At 34.6% G+C, this 14,857-nt stretch carries 13 protein-coding genes; 7 read left to right on the top strand and 6 right to left on the bottom strand.

Annotated elements, in window-relative coordinates; translation table 11 throughout:
* Window positions 1–80 precede the first annotated feature (80 nt).
* From A9G44_RS04440 to rne, 5 genes are all read right to left on the bottom strand, one after another.
* On the bottom strand, window positions 81–893 hold the full coding sequence (locus tag A9G44_RS04440; protein ID WP_065609385.1) for a peptide ABC transporter ATP-binding protein: 813 nt from the start codon (window positions 891–893) through the stop codon (window positions 81–83).
* A gap of 22 nt (window positions 894–915) precedes the next feature.
* Window positions 916–1,905: a peptide ABC transporter ATP-binding protein gene (locus A9G44_RS04435; RefSeq protein ID WP_065609383.1), complete on the bottom strand. Its 990-nt coding sequence runs from the start codon at window positions 1,903–1,905 to the stop codon at window positions 916–918.
* A 2-nt stretch (window positions 1,906–1,907) separates the two neighbouring features.
* Window positions 1,908–2,768, bottom strand: a complete 861-nt coding sequence (locus A9G44_RS04430) for an ABC transporter permease subunit (protein WP_034910389.1) — start codon at window positions 2,766–2,768, stop codon at window positions 1,908–1,910.
* A complete protein-coding gene (locus A9G44_RS04425) occupies window positions 2,761–3,519 on the bottom strand; it encodes an ABC transporter permease subunit (RefSeq protein WP_179854801.1) in 759 nt (252 codons plus the stop codon). Before A9G44_RS04425 ends, A9G44_RS04430 begins: the two co-directional genes overlap by 8 nt.
* Before the next feature lie 248 nt (window positions 3,520–3,767).
* Entirely contained in the window at window positions 3,768–6,458 is a 2,691-nt protein-coding gene (gene rne / locus A9G44_RS04420; protein WP_065609379.1) for a ribonuclease E, read from the bottom strand.
* A gap of 740 nt (window positions 6,459–7,198) precedes the next feature.
* Between rne and syd the strand changes: the two genes are divergently transcribed.
* The 7 genes from syd (at window position 7,199) to A9G44_RS04385 (ending at window position 13,409) form a co-directional block, all read left to right on the top strand.
* Window positions 7,199–7,732: a SecY-interacting protein gene (gene syd, locus A9G44_RS04415; RefSeq protein WP_065609377.1), complete on the top strand. Its 534-nt coding sequence runs from the start codon at window positions 7,199–7,201 to the stop codon at window positions 7,730–7,732.
* A 119-nt stretch (window positions 7,733–7,851) separates the two neighbouring features.
* Window positions 7,852–9,027, top strand: coding sequence for an amino acid aminotransferase (locus tag A9G44_RS04410; protein WP_065575107.1), 1,176 nt, complete (start codon window positions 7,852–7,854; stop codon window positions 9,025–9,027).
* 288 nt (window positions 9,028–9,315) lie between these two features.
* Window positions 9,316–10,677 carry an adenylosuccinate lyase gene (gene purB / locus A9G44_RS04405; RefSeq protein ID WP_065609375.1) on the top strand — a complete coding sequence of 454 codons (1,362 nt, stop codon included), beginning with the start codon at window positions 9,316–9,318 and terminating at the stop codon, window positions 10,675–10,677.
* Complete coding sequence (locus tag A9G44_RS04400; protein ID WP_081298254.1) at window positions 10,674–11,198, top strand: GNAT family N-acetyltransferase; 525 nt, start codon at window positions 10,674–10,676, stop codon at window positions 11,196–11,198. The genes purB and A9G44_RS04400 overlap by 4 nt, the downstream gene beginning before the upstream one ends.
* Complete coding sequence (locus A9G44_RS04395; protein ID WP_065609373.1) at window positions 11,195–11,977, top strand: amino acid ABC transporter substrate-binding protein; 783 nt, start codon at window positions 11,195–11,197, stop codon at window positions 11,975–11,977. Before A9G44_RS04400 ends, A9G44_RS04395 begins: the two co-directional genes overlap by 4 nt.
* Window positions 11,974–12,645 (top strand): amino acid ABC transporter permease, encoded by a 672-nt coding sequence (locus A9G44_RS04390; RefSeq protein ID WP_065609371.1) that lies wholly within the window; start codon window positions 11,974–11,976, stop codon window positions 12,643–12,645. Before A9G44_RS04395 ends, A9G44_RS04390 begins: the two co-directional genes overlap by 4 nt.
* Before the next feature lie 11 nt (window positions 12,646–12,656).
* A complete protein-coding gene (locus tag A9G44_RS04385) occupies window positions 12,657–13,409 on the top strand; it encodes an amino acid ABC transporter ATP-binding protein (protein ID WP_065568694.1) in 753 nt (250 codons plus the stop codon).
* A gap of 37 nt (window positions 13,410–13,446) precedes the next feature.
* Here the strand turns inward: A9G44_RS04385 and A9G44_RS04380 are convergent, their stop codons facing one another.
* Window positions 13,447–14,805, bottom strand: a complete 1,359-nt coding sequence (locus A9G44_RS04380) for an MmgE/PrpD family protein (protein WP_065609370.1) — start codon at window positions 14,803–14,805, stop codon at window positions 13,447–13,449.
* Window positions 14,806–14,857: the final 52 nt, after the last annotated feature.

The following is a 14,857-nucleotide window of genomic DNA, read 5'->3' as shown; positions in this document are numbered from 1 at the left end:
AAATTACAAATTGACGAACATTCTAAAGAAATGTGTATTGCTTCATGCAAAAATCAAAATAACTCGAATAGAATTGTTGATTAAAAAGTACGAGTATCGGTACGCCAAGTATCTGCGGTAAGCGCTTCACCAAAATAGCTATTGATTAATTTTTGGGTAATATCACTCAGCGGTGAAGCTAATACTTCAGCGGTATTACCATATTCAACCAATTCGCCATTATGCATAACTAAAATTTCATCGCTGATATGTTTCATCATTCCAATATCTTGGGTAACATATACATAAGAGATATTTTGTTCAGCTTGTAACGTCAGCATTAAATTAACAATTTGCGAACGCATCGAAATATCAAGTGCAGCTAATGCTTCATCTAAAATTATTACTTTGGGTTTTAAAATCAATGCTCGAGCTAATGCCACACGCTGTTTTTGCCCCGCAGCCATCACTGAAGGATAATAAGAGGCATGTTCAGGTAACAATCCAACTTGCTTCAATACATCTCTAATTAACTTTTCACGTTCATGAGCATCATAATTAGCATTACACTTTAATGGTATTTCAAGCAATTGCCCAATACGTAATCTTGGATCAAATGAACTTTCTACATGCTGAAATATCATACGAATTAGTTGACAACGATAGCTATAATCGCCGTATTGAACTTTATTACCATCAATCCAGATATTTCCACTATCGGGCTTTATCATACCAACTAACATTTTTGCAAGTGTCGATTTGCCAGAACCATTTTGCCCGATAATTGCAAGTGTTTTACCTTCATTAAGAGAAAACGATAATGGCTTCACCGCATTAATGTATAAATGTCCCAGAAATCCTTTAGGAATTTTAAATTGCTTAGATAAGTTACGCACTCTTAATATTGGATTCATCGTATATTCCTATTATTTATGGCTACTCATCAGTATTTAACGGAAAATGACAGGCTACGAAATGATCTTTTATCGGTATCAATTCTGGCACCAAAATACATTTTTTCTGAGCATATGGACAACGAGGCCCTAATCGACAACCTATTGGTAGGTGTTCTAATGATGGGATCACTCCAGGCAAAGTATTTAAAGGACTTTTATGCGGCATCGCTTTACCAAAATCAGGAATTGCATAAATTAGCGCCTGAGTATAAGGATGATAAGGCGATTTAATTAAATCTTTACTATCAGCAACTTCAACTGTCTGTCCACAATATAAAACATTGATACGATCAGTCCATCTGGTAACCATTTGCAGATCATGACTAATAAATAAGATAGTGGTACCCACATTTTGATTCATACTAGCTAGCAACCTAAAAATTTGTGCTTCAGTAGTTGCTTCCATCGCATTTGTCGGCTCATCAGCAATAAGTAGCTTAGGCTGATTAGCTAACGCAATTGCAATCATGACTTTTTGACATTCACCTTCAGTCAATTCAAACGGATAAGATTTTAATATCTCCTTATGATTCTTAATTCCTACCCGATGCAATAACTCAATCGCTCGATGTTTACGCCAAAATAACCTTTGCCACCAATGCCCCTTAAATGTCCTTCTTGGAATTGCACTAATTAATTGTTGTCCTACTTTCATGGAAGGATCTAAGCAAGATTGTGGTTCTTGGAATATCATCGATATATTGGCACTAATGACTTTTCGGCGCTGTCTAGGAGTAAGTTTAAGTAAATCAATGCCATTAAAATAAAATCGATCAGCTGAAATCTTCCAATTATGATTAGTTACGCCTAAAATAGCTTTAGCGATAAGGCTTTTTCCAGATCCTGACTCACCAACTAAACCTCGAATTTCACCTTCTGACAACTTTAAATTTACACGATCAATTGCGCGCAAAAGACCATCTGGCGTAATAAACTCAATGGTTAAATTCCGAATATCTAATAATGCCATAATTAAGTTCCTGCTCGACGGCCATATAATCCAAAATTGAATAAATAAACCAAAATAATTGTAGCAGAAACCGCAATTCCCGGAGATAAAAAGGCTAAATAATTAGTTGCAATGATATCTTTCATCTGAAACATCATCATACCTAAATCTGGTCGAGAAACATCATTGGCAAAACCTAAAAAAGTTATGGTAGTAATAGTTAAAATAATCGAACCAAATAGCGAAACAATTTCAGTCAAATAAATAGGTAAAATATTAGGTAAAATATAATGATTAAAAATTGTAAAGGAAGATAATCCATCAAGTCTATAGGCCGTAATATACGTTTTATTCCATTCATTGATGGCACGCTGATGAATATTATAAATAAAGCGTGGCGTATAAGATAACCCTATTACCAATAAAACATTAGTAATGTCATCTTCTAATAATAAGCTAATCACAATCACACCAAGTAACGGTGGTACTACCATACAAAATTTAAAAACAAATAATATAAAAGGGCGTATAAATGATATAAAAAACATTAAGTAATTAATTAACCCACCAATGACAGCCACATAAAAAACCGCCTTTAATGTCATTGACATAGTTGAACGATAACCAATTAACAAATAATCAAAAATATCTTGTCCTTTAGCATTTGTACCTAATATATGATTAATATCACCATTAGACCACCAAGCAGGTGGTAATGAAGTTGGGTAAATAGGGGTTAAATGAGCATGAAAAAACCATTTGGTTGATAATGCCACAAATGAGATCGCTAATATGCCATAAAAGCCAACAATTAAGTAAAGATTGCTATGCAACCGATTAAAGCTTAAATTAACATTTTTAAGCAATCTTGCTTGCCTAGACATAATGTTCCTTATGACGTAAAGGATAAATAACTACCGCCGAAATTTCGCCCAATAACGTTAACAAACTGATGACAGTGCCACAGGCTAAAATGGCAATAGAAATAACAAAATAATTATGATGATGATAAGCAAGCATCACCCATTGTCCTAATCCTACTCGATTAAATAAAATTTCAATTACCATAGTTGAAAAAAGTAGTGTTGTCGTATTATAAGTCAGCTGTGGAATAGTTGCAGGAATGGAATTAGGTAATAAATGGCGGCGTAAAATTTTAAACGGTGATCGTTCACGAATAATCGCCATTTTAATAAAATTCTGTCGTGATGTATTTCTTACATTCTGGCTAACGAGTTGAATAGTCATAATGCTTGGTTGAATAGCTAAAATAATGATCGGCAAAAACAAATAGTGAAGTTGGCCCAATATCATATGCCATTTATCTGTTTTTGATGAAATTAAAAGATCCAATAACGAAGTTCCAGCTACTGATGGCGATACATTAAAATTCATCGTTATCGACCAAGTTGGCGATAACCAATACATAACAATAATAACAACCATAACTATAGGACAAGAATACAATAATAAAGATCCTAAACGGATAATATCATTTAACCAATTAATATTACTAAGCCCAAGAAAAATTCCCAATGGCAATCCAATCAGTAAAGCAACGAATAAAGCGAGAATACACAGTTCAAATGTAGCCAATAATGTATGAAGAAACGGCACCGTTTCTCCAGTTAACAATCTGAATTGACCTTGCAGCAACTGTTTAAAAAAATCACTGTATGCATCCAAAAAACTTAAATTATTAATGTTAAATGTTGAGTGAGGGCTAAAATAAACTAAACAAAAACTAATCTGAGCTAATACGCAGATAATAAACAAAAACGTTACTATTTTCTTAAAAATATAGATAATCATTATTTATCTTTATCGCTATTATAATTAATTAAAACACGGCGACATAACCACGCCACCGTGTATTAATCTATTTATTGATTATCCAGTATTACTGGTTTACTTGCTGCAGCATAAGCATGATCCTGAGCACTTAAACCGCCAGCATTACCTTTACCTTCAAAATGATAATCTGATTCTTCACGCGATTTTATTTCAACATCATAAGTCACATATTCTGGTGCAGGTGCTTTAGTCATTGCTGATGAGGAATAACCTATCGAGTGTGAATCATTAATTACAAGATCATTATTATTTTTCTCACTAACATTAAAATCCTCTTGAACACTTACAAATAACGGAGCTTTTGATACCTCATCAACACTAGCAGTTCTATTTACATCTTCCTCATTTTTAACAATAACAGGAAGTAAAAGCGATGGAATGACAGGTACCACATTATGTGGTTCATAATTAGCTATTTGACTGTAATCAACAACAACACGACCTAAAGCTAATTCCAATGATGCTGCAGCAAACGGCAATGGTATTGGAGACTGTTTTAGTTCTACATTACGAACACGGCGTTTATTACGTTGGCCATTCATTCGTAAATGTCTTGAAGTACGGCGCTGACGTTTCGGTTGAATTTCCGATACAATATTGCCCTCAGCCGATTCTGAGACAATAACAGGCAATAGTAAAGAAGGAATAATTACCCGTTCTTGTTCAGTCTGCACCGTGGCAGTAGCATTACTATTTTTCACACGAACACTTTTAGTTAATGCTCGTTGTTGACGTCTTGGCTTAGCCTCACGCAGTTTGGGTTGTACTACTTCCTCGACAACTTTATCTGCCTTAAAATTATTCTCAGAGTTTGCTAAATTAGTATTTGAATTACTATTTTGTTTAGCTCTGCGATTATTATTTCGACTTGATTCTTTAACCTCGTCAATATTACCTGCTGCAACAAAATTACCATTATTAGCAGCATTGTTGTTTCGGTGATTACGTTGACGTCGATTGTTTGAACGTTGATTATCCCGTCTTTTAGTTGGTCTTGTTTTAACTTCTGGCTGAGGTTCTACTTTTTCAGTAACAAACAGTTTACGTAATTTACCAAATAACCCACTAAACAGACCGCCTGATTTTTTAGTTTTTGACTCTACCTTTTCTTTTGGTGCTACACATGCTTCAACTTTAGGGCCTGATAATACAGCTTGTTCAACAATAACTTCAACAGCTTGTTGCTCTTCTTCCTCTTCCTCAAGTTCACGAATCAATTTTGGAAGATTATAACTCAGTACATCTGTTTCTTCGCCTCTACGCTTACGAATCACCTTATACAATGGGGTTTCCATCTCTTCATCGCCAGCAATCACAATTTTGACATCAGGATGCATACTTTCAATATTGGTGATAGCACGACGTTTTTCGTTGAGTAAGTAGCTTGCTATTGGCACAGGAACAATAACATCGATTTGTACTGTATTATCTTTCATTGCTTCTTCTTGAATCAATCGAAGAATAGATAAAGACAATGAGTTATTGTCCCGAACTGTACCTGTACCTTGACAACGAGGACAAATATGATGCGTTGCTTCACGTAATGAAGGACTTAAACGTTGGCGCGACATTTCAAGTAAACCAAAGCGTGAAATTCGCGTAGTTTGAATTCGTGCACGATCGGTTTTCATCGCTTCTTTTAAGCGATTTTCTACCTCACGCTGATTACGGACTGGTGTCATATCAATAAAATCGATAACAATCAAACCACCTAAATCACGTAAGCGTAGTTGACGAGCTATTTCTTCGGCTGCTTCAAGGTTAGTATTAAATGCTGTTTCTTCAATATCACTACCACGAATGGATTTAGCCGAGTTAATATCAATTGCTGTAAGCGCTTCTGTAGCATCAATAACGATTGAACCACCAGAAGGTAAGCGAACTTCTCGCTGGAATGCCGATTCAATCTGCCCCTCAATTTGGAAATGATTAAATAATGGCACATCACCCTCATAAAGCTTTAAGCGACTAATATACTCAACACGTCCCAAATCAGCTAAACGTTTTTTAGCAATCTCAAGTACTTTAGGATTATCAATTAAAATATCACCAACATCATCACGCAAATAATCACGAAACGCACGAGTAATGATATCACTTTCTTTATGAATCAAGCTTGGTGCAGGATGTTTTTTGGCTTCGTTTTGAATTGCTGTCCAATAGTTAACTAATGCATCTAAATCTTGTTGCAACTCCTCCTGGCTTTTACCAACACCCGCCGTTCGAGCTATAACACCCATGCCTCTTGGCTTTTCAATTGCATCAATAATACGCTTAAGATCTGCTCTTTCTTCACCTTCTATACGGCGCGAAACACCGCCAGCACGAGGATCATTAGGCATCAACACCAAATAGCTACCAGCTAAACTAATATAGGTGGTTAAAGCCGCACCTTTTTTGCCACGAATCTCTTTTTCTATTTGGATAAGGACTTCTTGACCTTCCTGCAGATGTTTAATACTACGACGACCAGAAATATTAGATGGGAAATAGCTTTCAGCAATCTCTTTTAAAGGTAAAAAACCATCACGCTCACCACCATACGAAACAAAAGCGGCTTCTAAACTTGGATTGATTTTAGTGATTTTACCTTTATAAATATTCGCTTTTTTTTGTTCATGTCCAAGGCTTTCGATATCTAAATCATACAATCGTTGACCATCAACAAGCGCAACTCGCAGCTCTTCTTGCTGGGTTGCATTGATTAGCATTCTTTTCATTATTCTACACTCTTGATTAATCTTAATTAACAGTAGGTAGAATCTTATTATTGATAAGTGATTATTTTAACAATGATGAATAATGGTACTTAACTAAATTTGGTATACAGCATTCATTATTTTATTTATGTTATTTTTGTTATTATTTTATGTGAACCTGATACCGCTTACACAACATCAATATCATACATTAAGTAACATGCTAAATTAAAAAGCACTAAATATTTAAAAAAACCTAATTGTATAATTTATTGACACTATTAATATGGCTAATTTGCAAACCTATGTTTCTTAACGGCTTTAGCAAATAAACTAAATCTTTATGCAATTGTTTAAAATAAACATATTATCTAATTATAATGATTCTACTTACGCTATTTTATTTTGAAAAACTGTAATGTCTAACGCCATTGCTGCATTACAAGGATAAAATTATCCGCCACTATTATTAACGTTTCAGTCAAGGATAGCAAGCAAATTAAACTGGCTATTTTACAAACAGTTAAGAATTCATTTTTAGTTATATTCAACTTGCTTTAACCACACAATAAATAACTTATTTAATTTGCTTAAATTTTTACTGAAACACATAGTTACCTGAAACTTTTTTACAAAATTTTTTCTTACTAATTATCCCATTAACTAAAAATAAAACACTGATGCAATTATGCATAACAAAACTTAATCAGTATAATTAAGATAAAATAACATTATAATTTAAATATGAGATATATCTGTTTATGAACTCTGCCAATAAAATTGCCTTACTTAATTTTACTACTCGTTGGATTGAGCAATTCAAATACGCACCACAAAGCGAAGAACTACATGCCATCCCCTCGCCTTGTATTTTAAAAACTGACCATCTCACGGTATTTTGGCATCCATTCTTATTAGAGCCGCCAAGAGATCTATCGATTGTTGAACAAGTTATTGGTATCATTTTACATCCCTCTGCTCACATTTTTTATGGTACACAATATGCTGGTAATATGACGGCTAAATTTACCGACACAGATTTAACCTTAATTCAAGCATGGAACGATGATGACTTTTCAACTTTAGAACAAAATTTAATAGCTCATTTATCCCAACAAAAAAGATTAAAACGAACACCAACCATTTTTATAGCTACGACGGATGACAGCACAAAAATAATTTCATTAAACAATTTAACGGGCGAAATAGTAAAAGAGAACTTAATAACAGGAGAACTAACGACATTAACTAATGATTTGATTTCATTTTTTAATCAACTTACAGTTTTTCAGTAACTATAAGAACGTTAAAAATGTTTACAAAAATCTATTTTATCGTATACCTATTTGAAATTGTAACTTACAAAATAATGTGTATATAATGCAGTAATAATAATCAATTAAATAGGTGGATTATGTTTGAAAATTTGACAGCGGCACCAGCCGATCCCATTTTAGGGCTAGCAGACCTTTATAATAAAGATGAACGCACCAATAAAATTAATTTAAGTGTCGGTATTTATAAAGATGAAACGACCAAAACCCCTATTTTAGAAAGTGTCAGAAAAGCAGGGCATTTGTTACTAAATGACGAAACCACAAAAAGTTACTTTCCTATTGACGGTCTCAAATCCTTCAATATTGCAACGCAAACTTTGCTTTTTGGTAGTGAAAATGAACGAGCAAGAACTGCACAAGCACCTGGAGGAACAGGGGCTTTACGCATTATGGCAGACTTTTTAGCTCGCAAAACCAAAATAAAACGAGTTTGGGTTAGTAATCCAACTTGGCCAAATCATCGTAGTGTATTCCAAATGGCAGGCCTTGAAGTACGCGAATACCATTATTACAGTGCACAAACGTACACTCTTGATTTTGATGCCATGATGAGTAGCTTAAACCAAGTTACTGCTGGCGAAGCGGTATTATTCCATGGATGCTGTCATAACCCAACGGGTATCGATCCAACCCCAGAACAATGGCAAGCTATATCGAATCTTGCCTTAAAAAATGGTTGGTTACCACTGTTTGATTTAGCTTATCAAGGCTTTGGACAAGGTATAGAAGAAGACGTTTATGGGTTACGGTTATTTGCCAATAATCATCCAGAACTACTTATTGCAAGTTCATATTCTAAAAATTTTGGTTTATATAACGAACGAGTGGGAGCATTTACATTAATTGCGGCAAATGCTGAAATTGCCGATCGAGCCTTTAGTCAAGTCAAAACAATTATTCGAGCTAATTACTCAAACCCTCCTGCCCATGGCGCTAAAATCGTCTCTTATATATTAAACAATGAAGAATTAAAAGAAGAGTGGATCGATGAATTAACAAGTATGCGTCAACGCATTCACCGCATGCGACAACTATTTGTAAAAACCTTACAAGACAAAGGTGCAAATCAAGATTTTAGTTTTATTGCCAAACAAAATGGCATGTTTTCGTTCAGTGGTTTGAACGAAGAACAAGTACTAAAATTACGTAATGATTATGGCATTTACATCGTAAACTCAGGACGTATCAACGTGGCTGGTATGACATTAGATAACATGTCCAGACTTTGCGAATCAATTGTTGAAGTACTATAGAAATTTTAATAATAAACAGTCATAACAATAGAAACGCTCAAATAAAGGGTGTTTCTATTTACTTCCCCCTTTAAATTAATATGTTTTTTACTATAAAAAACAGGTTTAGATTTGGCATACATATCCTTATTAATCAAAAATTATTCTAATGATTACTTACACCTCCTCCTTCTTATTAGTATTTTATTCCATTTGGTTATATCAATAGAAAAACAGATTATTAGACGATACTCCAATAATTACTAATAATTATTGAGTAAGATAGTAACAATTATTGAGGATAGTTTGGTGGCGTCACATATTTTAGATTTTTTAATTTTGGGCAATAACTTTGGTACTAACGAAATGAGAGCAATTTGGTCAGAGACAAATCGCTTGCAAAAACAGGTGGATGTCGAAGTTGCTTTAGCTAAAGCGGAAGGCGAGTTAGGCGTTATTCCAATTGAAGCAGCCAATTCAATCATATCCAAAGCCGATGCATCTAAATTATCAATTGAACAAATTGCCGAAGAAGCAGCTAAAGCCAAACATTCGTTAATGTCAACAATTAATGCACTGCAAAAACAAGTCGGTGATGCGGGTCAATATATTCATTACGGCGCAACCACACAAGATATCGTCGATACTGCAACTGTTTTACAATTAAAACAATCTTTTACTGTAATTGAACGCGATAGCAAACTAGTGGCACTAGAACTAAAACGTTTAGCTAAAAAGTATCGGTATTTACCCATGGTTGGACGAACCCATGGCATGCAAGCACTCCCCACAACCTTTGGTTTTAAACTTGCCGTATGGTTAGATGAATTTATTCGGCACTTACAACGTTTAAGTGAAATCAAACAGCGAGTATTAGTCGGTAATATTAGTGGTGCAATTTGTACTTATGCCTCAATGGGCAAGTTAGGACCACAAGTTGAAACGCGTGCTTTAACAATACTGGGACTAAATACCCCTAATATCGGTTGGCAAGCAGCTCGTGACCGTTTTTCTGAATATGCATCAGTCATTGCGCTAATTAGTGGCACATTAGGTAAAATGGGCAATGAATTTTACAACTTAATGCGTACCGAAATTAACGAAGTTGAAGAACCGTTCTCGGAAGGAAAAATAGGTTCAACTACCATGCCGCATAAACGCAACCCAGCGGCATTAGAAGGTTTAGCCAGTTTGACAGCTCCACTTTTAAAAAGTGTCGCATTAATTCACGAATCAATGAAAGTTGAACATGAACGCGATGCCATGAGTTGGCGAGCCGAATGGATCGCACTACCAGAAATTAACCTTTATATTTCAGCACAATTACAGACAGCCCTTGCCGTACTTAAAGGACTTAAAATCAATGCAGAAAAAATGTTGATCAATTTATCACTACAAAATGGTTTACTACTATCTGAAAAAGTGATGTTTGAAATCGGCAAACGATTAGGCAAACAAACTGCACATAATTTAGTTTACCAAAGCGCCATGAAAGCATTTGAACAAAATCGACCATTTAAAGATATATTATTAGAAGATCCACATTTAAATAAAGAATTCACCGAATCCGAACTTGATGCTTGGTTAGATCCAATTAGCTATATTGGCTCTGCACCTGAAAAAGTAGCACAAGTTATTCAATATGCTGAACAGTGTGGAGTATTAGCATGAGCTTTCGCTTAATCACTCATAAAGACATTCCTGCTTATCAGGCTCTATTGCATAATGCTTATCAATCCACCACTCAATTAGGCATTCATTTTGCCGCAGCAACAATCACGCAATCGCAAATTGCTGACCATATTAATTCCAATGCCGTGTATCTATTTGAAAAAGAAGGTGATCTACTATCAACCTTAAGTATTCGCTTTCCATGGGGTAATAACCCAGGACCTTATGGGTTACCGCATTTAGGTTGGTTTGCAACAGCGCCACAATATAAAGGCAAAGGTTATGGTAATGCATTATGGAATTTTGTTGAACAGCAAATTCTAATTAACCAACTAAAATTACCTGCTGTCACGTTAGGCACTGCTGCAAATCATCCATGGCTTGCCCAAACTTATATTAATAGAGGCTATAAAAAAATAGGGCAAGCTAATTTAACACTCGATCATACCACACTTTATTTTGAAAAAATCTTAAATCATAAAAACTATACCGAATGGAAAAAAAGGAGTAATAAACAATGAAAAAAATAAGCAAGTTACTGTCCGCTCTTTTATTAACTAGCCTAGCCTTAATTGGTTGTGATAATAAATCCAATCACCAAGTAACAGAGCAAAATGTCATTAAAGTGGGCTCCACAGGACAAAGCTATCCAAACGGTTATAAACAAGATGGCAATTTAGTCGGATTTGATGTTGAAGTTACTGAAGCAATTGCTAACGAATTAGGCTATAAAGTCGAATGGATCATTGCTGAATTTGGTGGCTTAATGGGGCAATTTGATTCAGGGCGTTTAGATACTATTGCCAATGCAGTTGCGGTTACAGATGCTCGTCAAGCCAAATATGATTTTTCCAATACCTATAGCCTTTACGGTAGCCAAGTTGTTACCCACAAAGATAACAACGATATTAAGCAATTATCTGATTTTAAAGGTAAAACCATTGCCGGTGTGCTAGGCTCAAATCATATAAATAATCTAAAAAAAGCCTTTCCTAACAACGAAATAACAATCAAGACCTATGAAACACGAGATGGTGCAATGTATGACACGGAGTATCGACGAGTTGATGGTTATGTCAATTCTAAGCCAATATTACTGGCTGAAATTAAGCGTAAAAACCTACCGTTTAAATTAGTGGGTGAGCCAATTACTATTGAGCAAGTTGCTTTTCCATTTAGTAAAGATGAAAAAGGCCAAGCACTACGTGAAAAATTCAATCAAGCCATCGAAAAGTTACGCACCAATGGCACATTGAAAAACCTTGCAATTAAATATTTTGGTGAAGATATTACCCTATGAATTTTAATGTAAACTATTTTTTAAGTGTGTTTCCGCAGATATTACCTTATCTGCCAGTTACACTTTTTATTACCATCATATCGATTATGTTTGCCATTATATTTGGACTTGCGATTGCACTATTACGTAGCAATAAAATAATCATTATCGATTCGTTTTTTGCACTGTTTATTTCACTGTTTCGAGGTATACCTTCTGTTGTTTTACTGTTTATTATTTATTACGGATTACCACAAATTTTTCCTGTTCTAAAACAAATGGGCGCTACAACAGCAGCTATTATCTGCTTCAGTTTAAAATATTCGTCCTATTTAGCTGAAATTTTCCGGGCAAGTTTAAAGTCCGTTGATCAAGGTCAGAAAGAGGCAGGAATAACCGTTGGTTTAAGTAAAATACAAGTTTATCGAGGTATTATACTACCACAAGCTATGGTCAATGCCCTACCAAACGCTGGTAATATGTTCATTTCATTACTTAAAGATTCGTCTGTTGCCTTTTTTGTTGGCGTACAAGAACTATTAGCATCGGGGAAAATGTTAACCGCTAACTCATTTCTCTACTTCGAAACCTATCTAGCTGTAGGTATTGATTACTGGCTAACTGTTGTTGCCTATTCTTGGATACAAAAACAATTAGAGCGAAAGCTCAATGTACCTTATCATCGTTAAGGAGTAAGGTTATGATTTCTGTTTCGCATTTATCTAAACGTTTTGCAAATAATGAAGTATTAAAAGACATCAACTTAAATATAAAACAAGGTGAAGTTGTTGCCATTATTGGCCCATCAGGCTCAGGAAAATCAACTCTGTTACGTTGTTTAAATTTACTAGAAAAACCAAATACAGGCACTATCAAAATAGGAACTGTATCACTTAATAGTAAGCATTATAGTATTAAAGAAGAAAGCAACTTACGAAAACAGTCCGCTATGGTTTTCCAACACTATAATTTATTTAAAAATAAAACAGCATTAGAAAATATAACTTATCCATTAATTGTTGGTCAAAAAATGGATAAAACCAAAGCAAAACAACAAGGATTATCATTATTAGAACGAGTCGGTATGTTGCCATACGCAACACAATATCCCATCACTTTATCGGGTGGTCAACAACAACGTGTTGCAATTGCAAGAGCTTTAGCTGTTAAACCAAATGTATTATTATTTGATGAACCGACTTCTGCACTCGATCCTGAGCGAGTACACGAAGTATTGCAAGTCATGCTACAGCTAGCAAAAGAACATATTACTATGATTATAGTAACGCATGAAATGGAGTTTGCTAAGTACGTTGCAGATCGAATTATCTTTATGGCAGAAGGAATGATTATCGAAGAGGGACCAGCAAAATCAGTCATCGATAATCCTCAAAATGAAATTACGCAACGATTTTTACGCCAGCTAACTGACGAAATTGATTTTGAAATTTAGTTAAAAACTATACCAACTAATGATAATAATTTAACATTTAAAGAGTAAATAAATAAGATAATAGAAATTGACGAAAATCTAAACCTTTTGCTAGTTTATGAATATCTGTTAATAATTGCTCTGTTTTAGCTTGATCTTTAATCGCTGAATACAATTTTAACGACATTTCAGTTTGGCTATATGGGTTTTTAGGAGAACCTTTGGGAATATCAATACGCTGACTTATCTTTTTACCATTTTTAAGAAAAATATCAATAATTACATAACGCCCATTATAAGCTTCTGGATGTGGCGTAAGATGCGTTTGATAACTTCGTTTCATCTTCTGCATTAATTGTTTTATTGCATTTGAAATAGGTTGTGATGAAAACTGCTCAAAACCAAGTGGCAATCCTAAAAGAGTTAATGCTAAAACATATTCAGCCGAAAAACGTCCTTGCTGCGCCAATGAAGGGGTTTTATATATCAATGCAGCATCACTATTTGGCGGTGCAAAATAAATAACAATATTATTAATATTATCAAATTCAAAGCTAAGATTTTGGTAAAGTAATTGACCCGCATCAGCAATATAAGCAGCAGCTGAACAATAAGAATAATTTTTAAACCATAATCCGGGATCCACAATCTTCCAAGTTTTACCCCAATGACTTAAATCAAAATGTGTATTACCTTGCCCATAAATAGCCAAAAAACCTAATTTATCATCTAAAAAATCCTGATCGGCATGTATACCAGCTCTTAACCATTCAACGGATTGTACAGCATGCTGTGCTGCTAATCCTGCATGTAAAAATTTGATCGGAGTACCCATTAACAAACGCATTCCTGATGCTTGTGTAGCTGCTAATGTTAATGCCTGTGATAAAAAAGGTTCATCATAGAGATAACAAATAGCAGCAGTGGCAGCAATTCCACCCAAAGTAATAGTTGCATGCCAACCTTTTTCATAATGCTGTGGATTAACACTTTTACCCAACAAAGCCATCACTTCAATACCAATAACATAAGCCGTTAAAAAACGTCGACTATCAATCTTTTGTTCAATACTATCTAATCGAACACTAGCAATAAGAGCGGATAAAATAACGGCTGAGGGGTGGCCTCTAACATCTGAATGTACATCATCATAATCTAAACAATGCGCTTGAAAGCCATTAAAAAGTGCTGCTTGCCTTGCCGTAGCTAACTTTTTTTGACCAATCAGCAAAGCTCTAGTATTTCCACCCTCATCTGCTATCCATGCTAGTAATTTATGAACATCATCTTCCTGACAAGCTTGTAAACTACAGGCAAAATAATCGGTTATCCCCTTGATAGCACAATCAATAACTTGAGGATCACTGATTATTGAAGTATTTTTTATTAAAATGCTTAATTGTTGACCTAAATTCATTTTATATTCTCAATAAATACAATAATTAATAAAAATAACCATTTAATAAAAT

It is taken from the genome of Gilliamella sp. Occ4-3 (genome assembly GCF_001690675.1).
Classification (GTDB): Bacteria; Pseudomonadota; Gammaproteobacteria; order Enterobacterales; family Orbaceae; genus Gilliamella; species Gilliamella bombi.
The sequence above is the reverse complement of the archived record's forward strand: the minus strand, read 5'-3'. Positions and strand labels throughout refer to the sequence as shown.